The 19,169-nt window shown below is 68.4% G+C and carries 14 protein-coding genes; 4 read left to right on the top strand and 10 right to left on the bottom strand.

Going from position 1 to position 19,169, the window contains the following annotated elements:
* Positions 1-31 precede the first annotated feature (31 nt).
* The 4 genes from tal to FHW84_RS03415 all read right to left on the bottom strand — a co-directional run bounded on the left by tal (position 32) and on the right by FHW84_RS03415 (position 6,500).
* A complete protein-coding gene (tal, locus tag FHW84_RS03430) occupies positions 32-985 on the bottom strand; it encodes a transaldolase (RefSeq protein WP_167252697.1) in 954 nt (317 codons plus the stop codon).
* Between the two features lie 63 nt (positions 986-1,048).
* Positions 1,049-2,335: an NAD(P)/FAD-dependent oxidoreductase gene (locus tag FHW84_RS03425; RefSeq protein ID WP_167252696.1), complete on the bottom strand. Its 1,287-nt coding sequence runs from the start codon at positions 2,333-2,335 to the stop codon at positions 1,049-1,051.
* Between the two features lie 255 nt (positions 2,336-2,590).
* Positions 2,591-4,771: a primosomal protein N' gene (locus FHW84_RS03420; protein ID WP_167252695.1), complete on the bottom strand. Its 2,181-nt coding sequence runs from the start codon at positions 4,769-4,771 to the stop codon at positions 2,591-2,593.
* Positions 4,772-5,285: 514 nt separating this feature from the next.
* Entirely contained in the window at positions 5,286-6,500 is a 1,215-nt protein-coding gene (locus FHW84_RS03415; protein WP_343203553.1) for a DUF3667 domain-containing protein, read from the bottom strand.
* A gap of 271 nt (positions 6,501-6,771) precedes the next feature.
* Between FHW84_RS03415 and FHW84_RS03410 the strand changes: the two genes are divergently transcribed.
* Both FHW84_RS03410 and sppA read left to right on the top strand, forming a co-directional pair.
* Positions 6,772-8,154: an MATE family efflux transporter gene (locus tag FHW84_RS03410; RefSeq protein WP_167252694.1), complete on the top strand. Its 1,383-nt coding sequence runs from the start codon at positions 6,772-6,774 to the stop codon at positions 8,152-8,154.
* A gap of 52 nt (positions 8,155-8,206) precedes the next feature.
* Complete coding sequence (gene sppA / locus FHW84_RS03405) at positions 8,207-10,069, top strand: signal peptide peptidase SppA (RefSeq protein WP_167252693.1); 1,863 nt, start codon at positions 8,207-8,209, stop codon at positions 10,067-10,069.
* A 50-nt stretch (positions 10,070-10,119) separates the two neighbouring features.
* On the opposite strand, the gene FHW84_RS03400 is transcribed toward sppA, so the two are convergent.
* Positions 10,120-10,965 (bottom strand): ATP-binding cassette domain-containing protein, encoded by an 846-nt coding sequence (locus FHW84_RS03400; protein ID WP_167252692.1) that lies wholly within the window; start codon positions 10,963-10,965, stop codon positions 10,120-10,122.
* Between the two features lie 4 nt (positions 10,966-10,969).
* Positions 10,970-11,185: a hypothetical protein gene (locus tag FHW84_RS03395; RefSeq protein WP_167252691.1), complete on the bottom strand. Its 216-nt coding sequence runs from the start codon at positions 11,183-11,185 to the stop codon at positions 10,970-10,972.
* 100 nt (positions 11,186-11,285) lie between these two features.
* On the opposite strand from FHW84_RS03395, the gene FHW84_RS03390 reads away from it, so the two are divergent.
* Positions 11,286-12,068 (top strand): SDR family oxidoreductase, encoded by a 783-nt coding sequence (locus FHW84_RS03390; RefSeq protein WP_167252690.1) that lies wholly within the window; start codon positions 11,286-11,288, stop codon positions 12,066-12,068.
* Between the two features lie 141 nt (positions 12,069-12,209).
* Here the strand turns inward: FHW84_RS03390 and FHW84_RS03385 are convergent, their stop codons facing one another.
* Positions 12,210-12,851, bottom strand: a complete 642-nt coding sequence (locus FHW84_RS03385; protein ID WP_208399581.1) for a DUF4124 domain-containing protein — start codon at positions 12,849-12,851, stop codon at positions 12,210-12,212.
* Positions 12,852-12,885: 34 nt separating this feature from the next.
* The gene (locus FHW84_RS03380) at positions 12,886-13,830 is read right to left on the bottom strand and encodes a DegV family protein (protein ID WP_208399580.1); all 945 of its coding nucleotides are present in this window, start codon (positions 13,828-13,830) and stop codon (positions 12,886-12,888) included.
* Positions 13,831-14,040: 210 nt separating this feature from the next.
* Here FHW84_RS03380 and FHW84_RS03375 point away from each other — a divergent pair, with 210 nt between their 5' ends.
* Complete coding sequence (locus FHW84_RS03375; protein WP_167252688.1) at positions 14,041-14,826, top strand: AMP nucleosidase; 786 nt, start codon at positions 14,041-14,043, stop codon at positions 14,824-14,826.
* Positions 14,827-14,912: 86 nt separating this feature from the next.
* On the opposite strand, the gene FHW84_RS03370 is transcribed toward FHW84_RS03375, so the two are convergent.
* Both FHW84_RS03370 and FHW84_RS03365 read right to left on the bottom strand, forming a co-directional pair.
* Positions 14,913-15,326: a hypothetical protein gene (locus tag FHW84_RS03370; RefSeq protein ID WP_167252687.1), complete on the bottom strand. Its 414-nt coding sequence runs from the start codon at positions 15,324-15,326 to the stop codon at positions 14,913-14,915.
* Between the two features lie 306 nt (positions 15,327-15,632).
* Positions 15,633-18,704 (bottom strand): TonB-dependent receptor, encoded by a 3,072-nt coding sequence (locus FHW84_RS03365; protein WP_167252686.1) that lies wholly within the window; start codon positions 18,702-18,704, stop codon positions 15,633-15,635.
* Between the last annotated feature and the right edge of the window lie 465 nt (positions 18,705-19,169).

Here is a 19,169-nt window from a genome sequence, read left to right as displayed (position 1 = left end):
CCCGGAGGGGAGAGGGGGCAAGAGCAGAGGCTTACAGCCGCGCCGCCAGCATCGCCTCGAGCTTGCGCTGATCCGCCGCAAACTTCCGGATGCCATCGGCCAGCTTCTCCGTCGCCATCGCATCCTCGTTATGGCCCCAGCGGAACCCGGCTTCATTCAGCGCCGGCACGCGCGCCTCGCGCTTGCCGTCGTCCTGCAGCGCACGCGGCAGCGGCTCGCTGGTCGCTTCCAGCTTCTCCAGCAGATCCGGGCTGATGGTCAGGCGGTCGCAGCCGGCCAGCGCCTGGATCTGGCCGATATTGCGGAAGCTCGCGCCCATCACCACGGTGTCGAAGCCGTGCTGCTTGTACCAGCCGTAGATGCGCCGCACCGACTTCACGCCCGGGTCTTCTTCCGGCGCGTAGGTCTTGGTCGCGGTGTTGGCGACGTACCAGTCCATGATGCGGCCGACGAAGGGCGAGATCAGGTACACGCCGGCCTCGGCGCAGGCCACCGCCTGCTCGAACGAGAACAGCAGGGTGAGGTTGCACTGGATGCCGCGGCGTTCCAGCGTCTCGGCGGCGCGGATGCCTTCCCAGGTGGAGGCGATCTTGATCAGGATGCGCTCGCGCTTCACGCCGGCCGCTTCGTACAGGCCGATCAGGCGCTCGGCCTTGGCGATGGTGGCGTCGGTGTTGAAGGAAAGGCGCGCATCCACCTCGGTGGACACGCGGCCCGGCACCAGCTCGGAAATCTTGCGGCCGGCGGCGACGGAGAGGTAATCGCCGGCGTCCACCAGCTGGCGTTCGCGTGAGCCGCTCTGGGCCTTGGCCCACTGCACGGCTTCGTCGATCAGCGGCGCATAGGCCGGCAGCTCGGTCGCCTTCAGCAGCAGGGAGGGATTGGTGGTGGCGTCCACCGGGCGATAGCGGGCGATCGCCTCGATGTCGCCGGTATCGGCGACCACGGTGGTGTACTGGCGCAGCTGTTCGAGTTGGTTGGACACGAGCGGAATCCGTCTGGGGGAACGAGGTATTGTCGCCGCCTGGCGGCGCCGGGCAAAGCGCGCTCAGCTTTCGTCTGTGCCGCCGGATCGGCGGGTATCGGAGCCGGTGACGATGCGCGCATGGCGCTGGTAGGTCCAGTACGACCAGGCCCAGTCCAGCAGCACCACCAGGCGGTTGCGGAAGCCGATCAGGAAATACACGTGGGCCACCAGCCACACCCACCAGGCCAGCACGCCCGACAGCTTCACCCGCCCGAACTGCGCCACCGCCGACAGCCGGCCGATGGTGGCCAGCGTGCCGTCGTCGCGGTAGCGGAACGGTGCGAGTGCGGCGTGGCCGCCGAGGCGCGCCAGGATCGCGTCCGCCACGTAGCGGCCCATCTGCTTGGCGGCCGGCGCGATGCCGGGCACCGGCTTGCCGTCGGCCTGGGTGACGCTGGCCAGGTCGCCGACGACGAACACCTCCGGGTGACCCGGCACGGCCAGCTCCGGCGTCACCAGCACGCGGCCGGCGCGGTCCAGCGGCACGCCGAGGTGCTGGCCCAGCGGCGAGGCGGCGACGCCGGCCGCCCATAGCACGGTGCGCGAGGCCAGCGTCTCGTTGCCGAGCTGCACGCTGTCGCTGCCGATCGCGGTAACGGCGGTATCCGTGCGCACCTGCACGCCGAGTTTCTCCAATTGCTTGCGCGCCTTCGCCGACAGCTCCGGCGCGAACGCCGGCAGCACGCGCGGCCCCGCTTCCACCAGCAGGATGTTCGCCTGGCGCGGATCGCTGCGGCGGAATTCGCGCGGCAGCGTGTGGCGCGCGATTTCCGCCAGCGTGCCGGCCAGCTCCACGCCGGTGGCGCCGCCGCCGACCACCACGAAATTGAGCCAGGCCTGGCGCCGCGCCGGATCGTCTTCGCGCTCAGCATGCTCGAAGGCGAGCAGCACGCGGCGGCGGATGGCGAAGGCGTCGTCCAGCGTCTTCAGGCCCGGCGCGTGGCGGGCCCAGTCGTCGTGGCCGAAGTAGGCGTGCGTGGCGCCGGTGGCGACGATCAGATAGTCGTAGTCGAGCGGGCCTTGCGCGAGCAGCACGCGCTTATGGGCCAGGTCGATGCCCTGCGCTTCGTCCAGCAGCACGGTGACGTTCTGCTGCTTGCGCAGGATCTGCCGCAGCGGCGCGGCAATCGACGGTGCGGAAAGACCCGCGGTGGCGACCTGGTAGAGCAGGGGCTGGAACAGATGGTGGTTGCGCCGGTCGACCAGGGTGACGCGGAGCGAGGCGTCGTCGAGCCGGTGCGCGGCGGCCATGCCGCCGAAACCGCCGCCGAGGATGACGATGTGCGGCCGGGGATCGGGCTGTGACATCGGGGGAGCTCGTTGGGAGAGGGCGTCGCGTATTTTAGCGGGCAGCTCCCGCTCAGTACTCGATTGCGTCTGGCCGTTTCCTCAATCTCTGAAAGCAAGGCCTTCTCCCTCCGGGAGAAGGTGGCGGCAGCCGGATGAGGGTCCGGCCGGAGCGAAGCACATCACTCTTGCGCTCCGCCCGCACCCTCACCCCAACCCCAACCCCTCTCCCCAACCCCTCTCCCGATGGGAGAGGGGCTTCAGGTTCCGGCACGCTCAGTACAGATCCACCGGATCCACATCCAGCGACCAGCGCACCCGCCGCGCCGACGGCAGTGCCGACAAGCCGCGCGCCCACGGCCGCAGCGCCGCGTGCAGGACCGCGCGGCTGCCCGCCTCGACCAGCAATTGCCCGCGATGGCGCCCCGCGCGCAGCGGCATCGGCGCGGGCATCGGGCCGGCGATGCCCAGTTCCGCCTGCGCGGCCGGTTCCAGCGCGCCGCGTGCTTCGCGCAGGAAGGCATCCACGTGTTCGCGCTGGTGCGCATCGGCGCGCAGCAGCACCTGGTGCATGTACGGCGGCAACTGCACCGCCTGGCGTTCGGCCAGCAGTTCCTTCGCGGCGGCGGCGTAGCCCTGCGCCAGCAGCTGGCGCAGCAGCGGGTGTTCCGGGTGGTGCGTCTGCAGGATCACGCGGCCGGGCTTGCTGGCGCGTCCGGCGCGGCCGGCCACCTGCACGATGAGCTGGGCGAGCCGCTCGCTGGCGCGGAAATCCACGCTGTGCAGGCCTTCGTCCACGCCGACGATGGCGACCAGGGTGAGATTGGGCAGGTCGTGGCCCTTGGCCAGCATCTGCGTGCCGACCAGGATCGCCGGGCCGTCGCCGCGCAGGCGCTCGAGCAGTTCGTCGAAGGCGTCGCGGCGGCGCGTGGTCTCGCGGTCGATGCGCAGTACGGGCACATCCGGAAAGCGCGCGCTGAGCGCTTCTTCCAGGCGCTCGGTGCCCTGGCCTTGCGGCTTGAGGTCCGGTGCGCCGCAGGAGGGGCAGTGCTCGGGCAGGCGCGTGTGGTAGTCGCAGTGGTGGCAGATCAGCTGGCGCCGGCCCGCGTGCAGGGTGAGCGGGTGTTCGCAGCGCGGGCATTCGGCATGCCAGCCGCACTGATGGCACAGCAGCACCGGCGCGTAGCCGCGGCGGTTGCGGAACACCAGCGCCTGCTCGCCGCGCGCGATGGTGTCGGCCACCGCGCTCAGCAGGGTGGGCGACAGGCCGTGTTCCAGCCGCTGCGCGCGCATGTCCACGATCTGCACCTGCGGCGGGCGGATCGCGCCGGGCCGCGCGCGCAGATGCAGCGCGCGGTAGCGGCCGGCGTCCACGTTGGCCAGCGATTCCAGCGAAGGCGTGGCCGAACCCAGCAGCACCGGCACGCCCAGCGCGCGGCCGCGCAGCAGGGCCAGGTCGCGCGCGTGGTAGCGGAAGCCTTCCTGCTGCTTGTAGGCGCCGTCGTGTTCCTCGTCGACCACGATCAGCCCGGCGCGCGGCAGCGGCGTGAACACCGCCGAGCGCGTGCCCAGGATCACCCGCGCCTCGCCGTCGCGCGCGCGCAGCCAGGCGCGCGCGCGGTCGCCCTCGGCGAGGTTGGAATGCAGCACTTCCACCGGCACGCCCAGGCGTTCGCGCACGCGGCGCACGGTCTGCGGGGCCAGCCCGATTTCCGGTACCAGCAGCAGGGCCTGCTTGCCCTGCGCGATCACCTGTTCGATCAGCGCCAGGTACACCTCGGTCTTGCCGCTGCCGGTGACGCCGTCGAGCAGGAAGGGCTGGAAGCGGCCCAGTTCCGCGCTTACCGCCTCCACCGCGGCCTGCTGTTCGGGACTGAGCGCCGGCGGCGCGACGGCGGGCTGCGGCGCGGTATCGGCTGCGCGGCGCACGCGTTCGATCAGGCCCGCCGTGGCGAGCCGGCGCGCGGCCGCGCGCCAGTCCGGCAGGCGCTCGTGCAGTTCGCCGGCGCCGAGCGGCGCGGCGGCCAGGGTTTCCAGCAGGCGCCGGCTGCCGCCCTTGCGGCTGCCGGCATCCAGCGCGCTGCGGCCGGCGACGGTCAGCGCCCAGACTTCTTCATGCGTGTCGGGCAGCGGCTTGTCTTCGCGCAGCGCCAGCGGCAAGGCGTTGGCGTAGGCCTCGCCGGGCGCGCCCAGCCAGTAGTCGGCGGCCCAGGCCAGGGTCTTCATCAGTTCCGCGTCGAGCAGCGGCGCTTCGTCCAGCAGCCGCAGCACGCGTTTCAGGCGCGCGCCGCCCAGGGTGGATTCGACATCCGTTTCCACCACCACGCCCACCGCCTTGCCGCGCCCGAACGGCACCAGCACCCGGCTGCCCGCCTGCGCCTCGCCGGCCGCGGGCGGCAGGTAGTCGAACAAGGTGGGCAGGGGCACCGGCAGGGCGACGCGCAGAACGGAGGGCATGGCGATCCTCAGGGCGGGCCAGTGTAACGGCCGTGCGCCATCGACGTAGGTTGGGGTGAGCCGCAGGCGAACCCCAACGTGGCGCGGCGCATGAAGGTGCCGGTGTCGGGGTCGCCTGCGGCTCACCCCAACCTGCGCCTTCGTTTTCGGCCCCCTGCTGGCCCCCCGTCGAGAAGTCCCCCCTAAGTAGCTCTGTGAAGGGGAAAATCTGGCTTATCCACAAGAGCTGTGGATAAGTCTGTGGATGCGCCGGGGAAGGGTGCCCTCAAAGCCAGAAAAATCGGACTTTGCGACGTGCTGTCGAACTTTTAGCCAACTTGTAATGCGATTTATATTCAATGACTTACAGTGGCCGCTCGGCTGGTGTTCATCCAATTGACATAGCCGTGGTCAATCTATTGACAGTCCTGTGATGCTGTGCAAAACCCTCGCTGGCGCGATTCTGGCAGGGCTCGATGCGTCGGCCACTGCCCGGTTTCGCTGTGATGTCCATCACAAAATTCGGGCACCTAGTTCAGTGCGCCACACCCATCAGGAAGGCGCCGCCCAGGGCAAATCCGAGCAGCCAGAAGTAGCACCAGCCAACCATCAGGTACTTGATCACCGTCATCGGCCAGCCCTGCCGGTAGATGCGTTTCTGCATCAGCAGCAGGTACACCGGCGCCCATATCGCCAGGGCGAATTCCAGCCAGCCCAGCAGGGACCCGGCCCAGGCCGCGTGCGGCGCGACCCAGGCCTTGACCATGGCCAGCGCCACCCACAGCAGCAGCACCGCGAACAGGAAGGCGTGGCTGTGCAGCGCCACGATCAGGTGCTCCATGTAGAGCCGGCGCTTGAACAGGTAGAACAGCTTCAGCAGCAGGGCGAAGGCCGGCATCAGCACGAACATGGTCTGCGGCAGCACGCCGAAGATGCCGGCTTTCATGCGCTCGACCGCCTGGTCGTGTTCCTCCCGGTTGCTGCTGCTCATGCCCTTGAGGTTGGCGCGCAGGTTGGCGGCGGAGTGCGCCAGCCGGGTGTTCATGAATTCCGGCAGCCACGACACGTGGACGCGCGCCGGGCTGAGCGCATCGTTCATGTCCTTGAAGTCGTTGTCGTCGTCGGCGCGGGCGGCGGACGCCGCCGCCGCCGCCGGTGCACCGGCCGAGGCGCCCGCGGCCGGGGTTTTTGCCTGCTCCGCCTCGATCTCCGCGATGCGCGCGTCGGCCTGCTTGCGCAGTTTCTTCTCGGCCTTGGACGTGTCGGTGTCGACGCCGGCGACATTCCCGATCTGCGCCTTGGCCTGGTTCAGCTCCGCGAGCCGCTTGTCCAGCGCCTGCTGCACCTGTTCGGGCGTATCGAATTTGTCGAAAGTGTGGCGGTCGACCTGGGCCGACGGCGTGCCGCTCTTGCCATGGTCGGCCAGCGAGTCGACCGCGATATGGGTCAGGAAAAACGCCAGCAGGCACAGCACGAACATCAGCCGGAACGGCGGCACGTAGCGCTGGCGGCGCCCGGAGAAATATTCCAGGGTGAGGAAGCCCGGCCTGGTCATCAGCGGCGGCAAGGTGTGCAGCACGCGGCCGTCCACGTGGAGGAAGGTCTCCAGCGTGTCCTCGAACATGTGGTGCACCGGCTTGAGCACGGTGTGGATCGACTGCCCGCAGTGGTGGCAGAACTCGCCCTGCATGGCTGCCGTGCAATTGGCGCAATGCACGCCGTCGTACGAGACGATGTCTTTCCCGCTCACCTTGACCCCTCCCCTTGCAAGCGGGCGATCTTGGCATAAGAGCTTGACCGATAGCACCGCACATCGGTCACCCCATGCCGGTCGCGCCTTTGCTCGTCATCCCGGCGCAGGCCGGGATCCAGTGGCGACAAGCTACGTACGGGCGAGGGCGTCGAAAGGCATTGCTCTTGAGCGTTACCGCGAAAACCCGACGGTATCGCCACTGGATCCCGGCCTGCGCCGGGATGACGGACCAAGAGCCTGTAGAATGCCCGGCCCTGGAGTCCCGCCTATGTTTCTTTCCCCTTCCGATCGCGCCCGCGTGGCGCACGAGGTCGGCGCCACTGTCTCGCTCGCGGCACCCCTGATCCTGGCCCAGCTGGCCGCGGTGGGCACCAATGTGGTCGATGCCATGCTGGCCGGCCATTACAGCGCGCACGTGCTCGGCGCGGTCGCCGTCGGCGCCAGCATCTGGGCGCTGGCCATCGTCAGCGGCATCGGCATGATGATGGCGGTGCCGCCTTCGGTGTCGCAGCTGGACGGCGCCGGCCGCCGCGGCGAAGTCGGCGCGGTGTTCCGCCAGGCGCTGTGGCTGGCGCTGGGCATGGGTGTGCTGCTGTGGTTCTTCGTGCGCCATGCCGGTCCGCTGATCGACCTGATCGGCGTGGACCCGGGCCTGCGCAACGACGTGGTGGCCTTCCTGCATGCGATCAGCTGGGGTGCGCCCGCGCTCACCTGCTACTTCGCGCTGCGCGGCCTTTCCGAAGGCCTGTCGATGACCCTGCCGTCGATGTTCTTCGCCCTGGCCGGCCTGTGCGTGCTGGCGCCGCTGGGCTATGTGCTGATGTTCGGCAAGTTCGGCCTGGCGCCGCAGGGCGCGCGCGGCTGCGGCATCGCCACGGCCCTGGTGCTGTGGATGGAGATGCTGGGTTTCGCGCTGTATATCTCGCGCCATGGCAACTACCGCGGCCTGAACCTGGGCGAGCGCTTCGACCTGCCCGACCTCAGGCGCATCCGCGAGCTGCTGTCGATCGGCCTGCCGATGGCGATCACCCTGCTGGCCGAGGGCGGCCTGTTCGTGGCGGTGGCGCTGGCCCTGGGCACGCTGGGCGAAACCGTGGTGGCCAGCCACCAGGTGGCGCTGAACATCGCCTCGGTGTTCTTCATGATCCCGCTGGGCCTGGCCATGGCGATCACCGTGCGCGTGGGCAATGCGGTGGGCCGCGGCGACGCCGAGGGCGTGCGCTACGCCGGCTTCTGCGGCATCGGCCTGGCCGTGCTCACCCAGGTGGTCTCGGCCAGCCTGATGCTGGGCCTGCCGCACCTGATCGCCGCGCTGTACACCCGCGATGCGGCGGTGATCGCGCTGGCTACCCAGCTGATCGTGCTGGCCGGCGTGTTCCAGTTCTCCGACGGCATCCAGGTCGCCTCCAACGGCGCGCTGCGCGGCCTGAAGGACACCCGCTGGCCGATGGCGATGACGCTGTTCGCCTACTGGGTGATCGGCATGCCGTTCGGCTGGTGGCTGGCGTTCCGCCAGGGGCTGGGCGCGCGCGGCATGTGGATGGGGCTGGTGGCCGGGCTGAGCGTGGCGGCCATCCTCCTGTTCACCCGCTTCTGGCGCAATTCCCGGACCGAGCGCTGGCGCCGCACGACCCAAACTTCTCCCACATGACCTGTAAAGCCCGAGCGGTTACGCTGCCGCCGTCTTGTCGAGGAAAGTAAGCATGGCGGAGCGCGGCACCAACGGTTTCTGGGCATTCCTGCGCGTGTTCGGGCGCGGAATCAACGTGGTCAGGCTGGTCATCATCAACCTGATCTTCTTCGTCTTCCTCGGCTTTTTCCTGCTGCTGATGCTCGGCTTCTGGGCCGGCAGCCACGGCGAGCGCGGCGTGCAGAACGACAGCGTGCTGGTGCTGAAGCCGCAGGGCGAGCTGGTCGAACAGTTCAGCATCGAGCCGCTGGAGCGCGCGCTGCAGGGCCTGTCCGGCAATGCGCCCAAGCAGGTGCAGGTGCGCGACCTGGTGTCGGCCATCGACGCGGCGTCCAGCGACAGCCGCATCACCCGCATCCTGCTGCAGCCGCAGGAACTGCACGCCGGCGGCTTCGCCGCGCTGCGCGAGGTGGCCGCGGCGCTGGACCGCTTCCGCGCCGCCGGCAAGCCGGTGATCGTGTGGGCCTCCAGCATGGACCAGGGCCAGTACTACCTGGCCGCGCATGCCGACCGCGTGCTGCTCGACCCGATGGGCGGCGTGGTGCTGACGGGGCTGGCCAACTACCGCCTGTTCTACAAGGACCTGCTCGACCGCCTGGGCGTGGACGTGCACCTGTTCCGCGTCGGCCAGTTCAAGAGCGCGGCCGAGCCGTACATCCTGGACCACGCCTCGCCGGAGTCGAAGGAAGCCGATGCGTTCTGGATGGGCGGCCTGTGGGACCGCTACATCGACGAAGTGGCCAAGCTGCGCAAGATCGAGCCGTCCGCGCTGCGCGCCGCCATCGACGGCCTGCCCGACGCGATCGCCGGTACCAAGGGCGACCTCGGCCAGCTGGCCTTCAACGAACACCTGGTCGACGGCCTCGCCACCCGCGACGACCTGGAAAACATGATGCGCAAGGAAGGCGTGCCGGCCGGCGGCAAGGGCGAGGGCTTCCGCCAGGTCGACCTGCGCCGCTACCTGGCCGGCGTGTCGCCGGGCCGCGTGCTGGAACCGGGCGTGGCGGTGGTGGTGGCCGAGGGCGAGATCGTCGGCGGCAAGCAGCCGCAGGGCAGCATCGGCGGCGAATCCACCGCGCAGCTGATCCGCGCCGCGCGCGAGGACCGCCGCACCAAGGCGCTGGTGCTGCGGGTGAACTCGCCGGGCGGCGAGGTGTACGCGGCCGAGCTGATCCGCCGCGAAGTCGCGCTGACCAAGGAAGCCGGCATTCCGGTGGTGGTGTCGATGGGCAACGTGGCGGCCAGCGGCGGCTACTGGATCTCGATGAATGCGGACCGCATCTTCGCCGAGCCCAATACGATCACCGGTTCGATCGGCATCTTCGGCATGTATTTCACCGTGCCCGGCACGCTGGACAAGCTCGGCGTGAAGACCGACGGCGTGGGCACCGGCCCGCTGGCCGGCGCGTTCAACATCACCCGCCCGCTGGATCCGAAGGTGGGCACCCTGATCCAGGCCATCATCGACAAGGGCTACCGCGATTTCGTCGGCGGCGTGGCGCAGGCGCGCGGCAAGCCGTACGACGCCATCGACACCATCGCGCAAGGCCGCGTGTGGACCGGCCAGCAGGCGCTGGACCGCGGCCTGGTCGACCAGCTCGGCGGCCTGCGCGAAGCGGTGGCCGATGCGGCGCAGCGCGCCAAGCTGGGCAAGAACCCGTCGGTGCGCTACGTGGAGGCGCCGCTGGGCACCGTCGAGCAGTTCATGGTCAACCTCAACGACAGCTCGGCCACCGTCGCGCTGCGCGCCTACGGCGTGCATCTGCCGGAGTGGGTGGCGCAGCTGCCCGCGATGGCGCCGGAACTGAAGCTGCTGAAGAACGCGCAGTCGGGCAAGCCGAATGTGTATGCGTATTGCTTCTGCGAGCCGCGCTGAAGCGGGCGCAGCAGCTTGAACGAAACGGCGGCCCTCGGGCCGCCGTTTTTTTATGCCGGCACGGCGCTGTAATAGTCGCCGTCGCGTCCCACCCGCACGCGCATGCCGAAGGCATCGCTCAGTGCATCATCGGTGAGCACCTGCGCCTTGTCGCCGTGGCGCAGCGCCTTGCCTTCGCGCAGCAGCAGCACGCGGCCGATCTCCGGCACGATCTCTTCGATGTGATGGGTGACCAGCAGCAAGGTGGTGCCGCCGCGCGCCAGCGCGCGCAGGCTTTCCAGGAAGTGGCGGCGGGTGGCCAGGTCCAGGCCGGCGCTGGGTTCGTCCAGCAGCAGGGCGCGTGGACGGTGCACCAGGGCGCGCGCGATCAGCACGCGGCGCGCCTCGCCGGTGGACAGCGTGGCCATGTCGCGGCCGATCAGATGCGCGATGCCCATCTGCGCCAGCGCCGCGTGCGCGCGCTCGCGCATGGCCGGCGTGGGGCGATGGCCGGGGCCGAGGCCGCGCGCGGCGTAGAAGCCCGACACCACCGCGTCGAACACTTCCAGCGGCGTGTCGGTGGTGTAGTCCAGCTGCAGCGCCGGCGACACGATGCCGAGCAGGCTGCGCAGCTCGGCCACGTGCCAGCGCTCGCGGCCGAACACGCGCACGCTGGGCTGGCCGTCGTCGCGTGCCAGCGGATACAGCTGGCGCGTCACCAGCTTCACCAGGGTGGACTTGCCCGAACCGTTGGCGCCGAGGATGGCGGTGTGTTCGCCGGCGGCGACGCGCAGGCTCAGCGCTTCCAGGATCAGCCGCTCGCCGCGCAATACGCTGGCGCGGTCCAGTTCCAGCACGGGTGCATCGGCGGCGATCGCGGGTGCGGCGTATCCGGCTGCAGTGGATTCGTGCGCCATGCGTTTACTGTTCCGCCGCGTCGGCTTGCTTGCGCTGCTGTTCGGCCTGCTGGTCGACCACTTTCTGCACGTCCTTGGCCTTCTGTTCCTGCTTCTTCAGGTCGTCGAACGGCGTGGCGACGCGCGGCGCGGGCGCGGCTTCGGCCTTGGGCGCGGGCGGCTTGCCGGAGCAGGCACAGAGCGCGAGCAGGCTGAGCGGGAGGATGAGCCGAGCTTTCATGGTGGATGCTCCACGGGGGCCGGCCCCGAGTGTCCCGCGCATGCCGTGGCGCGGCAACCTCGGGCTGGTCCCCGCGTGACCCAGGTTTTAAGCTCGCCGCATGAACAACCGCATCGACGCCTGGCAGCTGCAAGGCCATACCGCATTGATCACGGGCGCCAGCAAGGGCATCGGCTACGCCGCCGCGCGCGAGCTGGCCGGGCTGGGCGCCAACCTGCTGCTGGTGGCGCGCGACGACGATTACCTGGAACAGGTGCGCGTCGAACTGGCCGACGATTTCGAGCAGATCGAGGTGCTGTCCTTCGCCGCCGACCTCAGCGTGCAGGAGGAGCGGCTGGCGGTGTTCGACTGGATCGCGGATCTGGGCGCGCCGCTGTCGCTGCTGGTCAACAACGCCGGCGGCAATGCGCCGGCTGCGGCGCTGGAATACAGCGAGCGCGATTACCGCGCGATCTTCGAACTGAACCTGTTCTCCGCCTTCGAGATGTGCCGCCTCGCGCATCCGCAGCTGGTGCAGCATGCGAATGCGGCGATCGTGAACGTCGGTTCGGTTTCCGGCATCACCCACGTGCGCACCGGTGCGGCGTACGGCATGAGCAAGGCCGCGCTGCACCAGCTCACCCGCAACCTCGCCGCCGAATGGGCCACCGACGGCATCCGCGTCAATGCGGTGGCGCCCTGGTATATCCGCACGCAGCGCTCGGAGCCGGCGCTGGCCGACGACGATTATCTCGACGAAGTGCTCGACCACACCCCGCTGCGCCGCATCGGCGAGCCGGAGGAAGTGGCCGCGGCGATCGCCTTCCTGTGCCTGCCGGCCGCCAGCTACGTCACGGGGCAGGTGCTGGCGGTGGATGGCGGGTTTCTCAACTACGGGTTTTGAGTTTTCTGCTCGTCATCCCGGCGCAGGCCGGGATCCAGTAGCGGTATCGCTCGGTTTTCGCGAAAGCCCTTCAAGCGCCGTCGCGAAAATCACGCGCTTTCGCCACTGGATCCCGGCCTGCGCCGGGATGACGAACATGGGTCAGCGGCAATTCGCCAGCTGCCCCCGCAGCTCCTCGTCGCGCCGTTCCAGCGGCGGCCGGTCGCTCTTGAAGGCGCGGCGCAGCTTGCGCGCGTTGTTGTCGTAGTCGTCCTGCAGGGCGTGGCAGGTTTCGTTGAAGGTCATCGGGCGGCACTGGTCCTGCACCCAGACGTAGTTGTCCGACACCAGCCCCGCGGTGACCTTGCCGCGGTTGAGCTCCGGCGCCGAGGCGCCGCCGGCCCCGCCGCGGGCGAGCGGCGTCTGCACCATGCCGACCATTCCGAACGGGGCGAGATAAGGCTGGGGATCGCCGTTGCGGCTGACATAGAACTTGCCGTCGGTGGCGCGCGTGCAGGCGTACAGGCCGGGCAGGGGCGCGGACGGTGGCGGCGGGGCGGGCGAGGGTGGTGGCGGGCTGCTGTCGCGGTCGTCGCTTACGGGCTGCGGCGGCGGTGCCGGCGCGGCCGGCGTGGGGTCGGCCAGCGGCACGATGTCCTGCCGCTGCGCGCGGGGGCAGGGGCGGTCCTGGAAGGTCACCCGGCCGTCGGCGCCGGTGCACTTGTACACGGTGGCCGCGCCGGCCGGCAGGGCGGCCAGCGGCGACAGCATCAGCAGGAGCAGGAGCAGGACAGGTCGGCGCATCGGCAGGATTCTATGCGCGCCGGCGGCGGGCGGCTCAGAACTCCGCCTCATGTTCCTCGGCGGCGAAGCCCAGGGTGATGGCGCCTTCGCCGACGTTGACCATGCCGGTGATGCTCATCGGCGCCTCCATCAGCGCCACGCCGTGGTCGGCGCAGGCCGCGCGCAGGCCGGCATAGCCGGGCAGGCCATCCAGCTCGGCCAGGTCGCCGCCGTAGCTGACGCACATGGCCGGCACCAGCAGGCCGGCGCGCACCCGCTGCACGGCGTAGCCGAACAGGGTCTGCGCGCCGTGCTCGAAGCCGCGCACCTTGCCGGCCGGGCCGGTCTCGCCGCGGAAGCAGCGCAGCAGCGGCTTGATGTCCAGCGCCGAGCCCAGCACCGCGCTGAACAGGCCGACGCTGCGGTCGCCCTTCTTCTTGGCGCGCGCGCGCAGGTAGTACAGGTCGCGCGGCAGCATGTAGCCGTAGGAGTGGTTGGCGATGAAGGTGGCGCGCTCGCGGATCGCCGGCGGCGTCTCGCCGGCGCGGACCAGGCGGGCGGCTTCCAGGATGGCCGGCGCGGTGCCGGCGAACAGATTGCGGGTGTCGATCACGCGCATCAGGAACTGGCCGGACAGCCCGCCCTGCTCGCGCGCCGCGCGGTAGTGCTTGAGCACCGCGAAGCTGGCCTTGTTGACGTGGTCGTTGATCGGGCTGCGGGTGGAGGTGACGGTGAGGCAGAACACGCAGTCCCGCTCCAGCACCAGTTTCTCCAGGAACAGCTTCTGCACCTCTTCCACCGAGCAGGGCTCGGTCTCGGCCGAGTGGCTGCGGTCGCCCAGCTTGCGGTCGATGAAGCGGCGCACCTCGGCGGGGTCGCGGTTGTCCAGGAAGGTCTCGTCGTCGACCCGCACGGTGATCGGCATCACCGTGACGCCGTGTTCCTCCAGGAAGCCCTGCGAAACGTCGCAGGACGCATCGATGGCCAGGCCCATGCGCATCTTGTCACCCCCTAGTCCGGCTGCGGCGGGAACATAACATGGGTGAAGTCCATCACAGAACGGATCGCCGCCATGCGGCACTGCGCCATGCGAAAGCCAGCCCGCCGTTCCGGCTAGAATGGCGCGGATCATTCGGCCTATCGCCGGCGTGGCGTCGCCGGTAACGCGGTGCGGGAGGCTCCCGCGCCCATCGACCTGCCAAAGGGTCCCATGAAAGACAAACAGGAAATCGTCTCCAACTGGCTGCCGCGCTATACCGGCACGCCGCTGGAGCAGTTCGGCGAATACGTGCTGCTCACCAATTTCGGCCATTACGTGGATCTGTTCGCCGAATGGCATGGCGTGGAAGTGCACGGGCGCGACCGCCCCATGCCCAATGCCACCGCCGACGGCATCACCCTGATCAACTTCGGCATGGGCAGCCCCAATGCCGCCACCGTGATGGACCTGCTCAGCGCGGTGTCGCCCAAGGCGGCGCTGTTCCTGGGCAAGTGCGGCGGCCTGAAGAGGAAGAACGCGATCGGCGACCTGGTGCTGCCGATCGCCGCGATCCGCGGCGAGGGCACCTCCAACGACTACCTGCCGCCGGAAGTGCCGGCGCTGCCGGCGTTCCAGCTGCAGCGCGGCGTGTCCACCATGATCCGCGACCTCGGCTACGACTACTGGACCGGCACGGTGTACACCACCAACCGCCGCGTGTGGGAGCACGACGAGCAGTTCAAGGACTACCTGCGCCGCACCCGCTGCATGGCGGTGGACATGGAAACCGCCACCATCTTCGCGGCGGGCTTCCACAACCAGATCCCCTGCGGCGCGCTGCTGCTGGTGTCGGACCAGCCGATGATTCCGGAAGGCGTGAAGACCGAAGCCAGCGACCGCAGCGTGACGGCGCAGTTCGTCGAGCGCCATATCCGCATCGGCATCGAGGCGCTCAAGCTGGTGCGCCGCAACGGCCGCAGCGTGAAGCACCTGCGCTTCGAGGAAAACGTCGAGTAATTTTTTTTATGCTGCAGATAGCGAAAGAGCCGCCGGCTGACCGGCGGCTCTTTCGTTTTCAGCGCGTTGAACAGCTGAAGAGCGGCTTATTGCAGGCCGGTCTGCCAGGTCCAGCCCTTGTCGACCAGGCGCGGCAGTTCCGGGCTACCTGCCTGCACGCATTCGGCAGCGGCGCAGCCCTGGGTGATGGTGAGGAAGCTGGGCAGCACGTAGCTGGTGACCTGGGTGCCCGGCACGATCACGTCCGGTGGCGGCGTGGTGATCGGGGCGCCGTTGGGATAGCTGGTGCAGGCGATGGTCTGGGTGATCGAGTATGCCGTGTGGATATTGCCGGCGTGATAGGCCAAGTTCGAGCAGAGCAGGATGTTCTGCCCCACCACCGCCCCGCTTTCGTCGAAATAGATGTTGGAGGTGGAATACGGCGTGGCGGCGTGGGCAGCGCCGGCCAGGCCCAGGAAAACCAGAGCGGATAAAGCGCACTGCAGTGAAATCGCTTTCATGAAGGAAACGTCCTTGACTATCTGTGGCGAATGGCTCGGGGATCGAGCGGGGATTTTGTAGCAGCAGGTGGCGCATTATGGAAAGCGTTATGTTTTTCGAAATTATCGTAATCAATGGCGATTAATAAATAATTGCGGCGATAATTTTCGGATCGCGATTTACTTGCGGTTTTTCGCAAGCTCTCCTCCCTTCGCGCGGCACGAAAAAAAGGACCGCCTCACGGCGGCCCATATGGGGAGATACCAGCTGTTTGTCGGCGCGGGACCCCATCCATGGAGCCCCGCGCACTTTGGAATGCCAGACCCTTACAGCGAGAAGTCGTACCGCGCGCCCAGGCGGACGTAACGCGGATCCTGGAACGAACGCGGGCGGAAGCAGTTGATCGTCGTGTTACCCGACGGATCCTCGCACGTCTCATTGAGCTGCGTGATGCGTTGCTTGCCCAGCAGATTGAACACGTCCGCCGACAGCGTCAGCTTGTGATCGAGGAAGGCCGGCTGCCAGGCCGCGCTCAGGTTGATCGTATAGGTCCACGGCGTGCGGCCGTACGAACCGCGCGGAGCGGGCTTGCCGTTGCACCAGAAGTACGCCGCCTGGTAGCCCACCGGGTCGCCGCCGGCCGATTCCGGGCGCGCGCCGATGCAGCTGATCGGCGTGCCGGAAGTGATGCGGCTGACCGTGGAGAAGCGCCATTCCGGCGTCGGCTGGTACACGCCCAGGATGCGCAGCTGGTGCGTCTGGTCGTTGGCCAGCGGGCCGTTGGTGTTCTCCATCAGCTCCGGCGCGTCCCAGCTTTCGGTGGTGGACACGTCGGCCTGCACGATGTCGGAGTCGAGCTGGCCTTCCGAGTTGCCGTAGCTGCGCGAGAAGGTGTACTCGACCTTGGCGTACCACTTGTCGCTGAACTGGTGCTCGGCGTACATGTCGAGCATGTAGTAGCGGCGCTTGGCCTTCGGCTCGCCGATCTCGCGGGCGCTCAGCGGCACTTCGAAGTACTGGCCGGCGGCGGGCGACAGGATGAAGGTGTTGGCGTTGCCCGGGTTGTACAGCCAGCACTGCGTGCTGTTGGCGATGCCGGCGGCGACCAGCGCGCTGATGCCGTGCGCGTCGCCCCAGGCCTGGATCGGACGGCTGTCGCAGTCGTCGTCGATCAGGTTGCGCAGCACGCGGAACATGGCCTTGGCGCCGACCGTCCAGTTGTTCGGCAGCTGCTTGTCGAAGCCGAGGATGTACTCGTCCTGGTAGTAGGTCTTCAGGTCCTTCACCGACACCGTCTTGGCATCCGGCGGGGTGCCATTGGCGCCGTTGTTGTAGAAGGTCTGCGACCACGGCGCGCCCACGCTCAGGCCCTGCGGCACGCCGGTGACCGGGTCGATGCTGGTGAACGAGTAGTAGGTGGACGGGAAGGTGGACGGACCGGCGCCGCGCACGGCCACGCTGGTGGGCAGGCCGAGGTGGTAGCGGCCGGCGTTGCCGTAGACCTTCAGCGAGCTGTCGCCGTACACGTCCCAGGCGAAGCCCAGGCGCGGATCGAGCTGGTTGCGCTCCTTGGCGTAGGCGTCGCCGACGCCGTTGTAGTTGGTGAACTGCTCGTTGCGCAGGCCCAGGTAGATGTTCCAGCGGTCGGTCAGCTGCCAGTGGTCTTCGATGAACTCCGAACGCTGCGCCGTGCGCGCCGAGGTGCCGGTGCTCAGGCCCGTGCTTTCGGCGTAGTAGCCGTTGGCGAACGAGGCCGGGTTGTACAGGCTCGGGCTCAGGCCCAGGTTGGTCAGGCGCTGGGTGATGGCCTGGCCGGAGCCGAGGTCGAAGTAGCGCCAGGCAGTGCCGGTGACCGGCGCGCTGCCCCAGGTGGCGCGCAGGACGTAGTTGTCCATGCCGCCGCGGAAGTCATGGCTGCCCAGGCGGTATTCGATGTTGAAGCTCCAGCCGCTGGTCTTGTCCTTCGAACCCTCGCGTAGCGTGGTGGCGGCGCCGAACTGGCAGCTGGGCGCCGGATTGGTGGCGGCGATGGCGCGGTTGTCGGTGATCGCCGGGCACGGCGCGCCGCCGGCGCCCGTGATGTTCTGCATGTGGTCGGAGTTGCTCTTGCCGTACATCGCGTTGACCGTCAGGTCGTCGGTGATGTAGCCGGTGTAGTGGCCGATGTAGATGTTGCCGCCCGGCGTGCCGTTGGTCTGGGTGCCGTTGTAGTTCTTGGTGTACTGGTGGCCCTTGTAGCCGGTGTTCTGCAGCGTGGAGTAGTTGTAGCCGTAGATCTGCGAGTCGGTCTGCTCGTCGTCGCCGATCCCGGTGAACTCCAGGATGTGGTTGTCCGTGATGTTCCAGTCGAACTTGGTCAGCCAGCGGGTGATCTTGTTGGTGTCGTTCTGCACGGTCGAGTTGTTCGACTGCGTGCCGTAGGCGACGTCGGTCTGGCGCACCGCATCGGCGGCGCCGAAGAAGAACAGCTTGTCCTTGATCAGCGCGCCGCCGATCGAGCCGGAGTACTGCACTTCGTCGCGGTCGCGCGGCGAGAAGGCGTTGCCGACCTGGTACAGCGTGCCGTTGCGGCGATACACGTTGCGCGGCTGCTGGGCCAGTTCGCTGGGCGACCAGAACGCCTGCACGTCGCCCTTCCACTGGTTGGTGCCGCGCTTGGTCACCACGTTGATCACGCCGCCGGTGGAACGGCCGTATTCGGCGCCGTAGCCGCCGATCAGCACCTGCTCCTGGTCGATCGCGTCGTACGGCAGCTGGCGCGAGCTCACGCCGGTCAGCGGGTTGGTGGCCGAGAAACCGTTGATGTAGTACGCGTTCTCCGACGCGGACGAACCGCCGAAGGACAGCGCGTTGCCGTAGCCGCGCGCGGCCGGCGTGGTGCCGGGCGCCAGCAGCGCGATCGAGCTGATCGAGGTGCGCGCGATCGGCAGCTTGGCCAGCTGGTCGGCGGTGAGCACGGCGCGCGAGTCCACCGAGGACACGTCGATCGCCGGCAGCGCGTTGCCCACCACCTGCACCGCGCCCAGCGTCTGCGCATTGGCGGCGCTGGCGTTGAAGGACACCTCGGTACCGCTGCTGATCGTGGTCTGCACGTCGTTGCGGCTGTCGAGCACCTTGCCGTCCTTCAGCACCGACACGTTGTACGTGCCGATCGGCAGCGAGGCGGCGCGGTAGCGGCCCTGCGCGTCGGTGGTGAGGTCGCGCTTGAGGCCGGTCTGCGTGCTTTCGATGTGGATGGTTTCTCCCGGCGCGGCCTGGCCGAAGATCACGCCCGTCGCGTTGGACTGGGCAAGCGCGATGCCGCTGCTCGCCAGGCCAAGGCCCAGGGCCAGGGCGAGTACGAGCGGGCGCCGCGGCAGCGTGGAACCACCGTAGCGTTTGGCTTTGCTGGAAGTCATGGTCGAACCTCGGTTGATGATTGTTTTGGTCGCGGACTTGAGCGAGTTCATCGAACCGGAATGCCGCCCACGGCAAAGCCATGCCCGAGGCGGGATGCCCCTGTCATGCCTGCCTTGGTAAGCCGTACTCCCCCGATTCGTCCGGATGTCCCCACATCCGGAGGCCTTTCATGGCGTGCCCCGCCGTGACTTGTGGCCTAGTCCGAAGCTACGAACCACGGATTTGTTATGCAATGGTTATCCGTCGCAGGAAAAAGCGAGCGGAACCTGCGTTGGCCCGTTTTATGCGCCGGGTAATTTTTCGCAGTTCTATCGCAAGAGTTTTCGCTAAGGCGGACTTACGCAAGCCAGCGGCAAGAAACACGAAGGGGCTTGCGGTGGGCGGGGTCGCCCTTGCGTGGCGCCAGGGCTGTGATTTCGCAGCAACTTGCGCAATGAGTGAACGGATCATAAATAAGCGGCGTG

The organism is Dyella sp. SG562 (assembly GCF_011759495.1).
Lineage (GTDB): Bacteria > Pseudomonadota > Gammaproteobacteria > Xanthomonadales > Rhodanobacteraceae > Dyella_D > Dyella_D marensis.
The sequence above is the reverse complement of the archived record's forward strand: the minus strand, read 5'-3'. Positions and strand labels throughout refer to the sequence as shown.

Bases quoted from the DNA above. Each gene is read 5' to 3' on its own strand.
- FHW84_RS03390 (WP_167252690.1), top strand. From the start codon at position 11,286: ATGAACAACCGCATCGACGCCTGGCAGCTGCAAGGCCATACCGCATTG.
- FHW84_RS03375 (WP_167252688.1), top strand. From the start codon at position 14,041: ATGAAAGACAAACAGGAAATCGTCTCCAACTGGCTGCCGCGCTATACC.
- FHW84_RS03410 (WP_167252694.1), top strand. From the start codon at position 6,772: ATGTTTCTTTCCCCTTCCGATCGCGCCCGCGTGGCGCACGAGGTCGGC.
- FHW84_RS03385 (WP_208399581.1), bottom strand. From the start codon at position 12,851: ATGCGCCGACCTGTCCTGCTCCTGCTCCTGCTGATGCTGTCGCCGCTG.
- sppA (WP_167252693.1), top strand. From the start codon at position 8,207: ATGGCGGAGCGCGGCACCAACGGTTTCTGGGCATTCCTGCGCGTGTTC.
- FHW84_RS03365 (WP_167252686.1), bottom strand. From the start codon at position 18,704: ATGACTTCCAGCAAAGCCAAACGCTACGGTGGTTCCACGCTGCCGCGG.
- FHW84_RS03425 (WP_167252696.1), bottom strand. From the start codon at position 2,335: ATGTCACAGCCCGATCCCCGGCCGCACATCGTCATCCTCGGCGGCGGT.
- FHW84_RS03420 (WP_167252695.1), bottom strand. From the start codon at position 4,771: ATGCCCTCCGTTCTGCGCGTCGCCCTGCCGGTGCCCCTGCCCACCTTG.
- FHW84_RS03370 (WP_167252687.1), bottom strand. From the start codon at position 15,326: ATGAAAGCGATTTCACTGCAGTGCGCTTTATCCGCTCTGGTTTTCCTG.
- FHW84_RS03380 (WP_208399580.1), bottom strand. From the start codon at position 13,830: ATGCGCATGGGCCTGGCCATCGATGCGTCCTGCGACGTTTCGCAGGGC.
- FHW84_RS03395 (WP_167252691.1), bottom strand. From the start codon at position 11,185: ATGAAAGCTCGGCTCATCCTCCCGCTCAGCCTGCTCGCGCTCTGTGCC.
- FHW84_RS03400 (WP_167252692.1), bottom strand. From the start codon at position 10,965: ATGGCGCACGAATCCACTGCAGCCGGATACGCCGCACCCGCGATCGCC.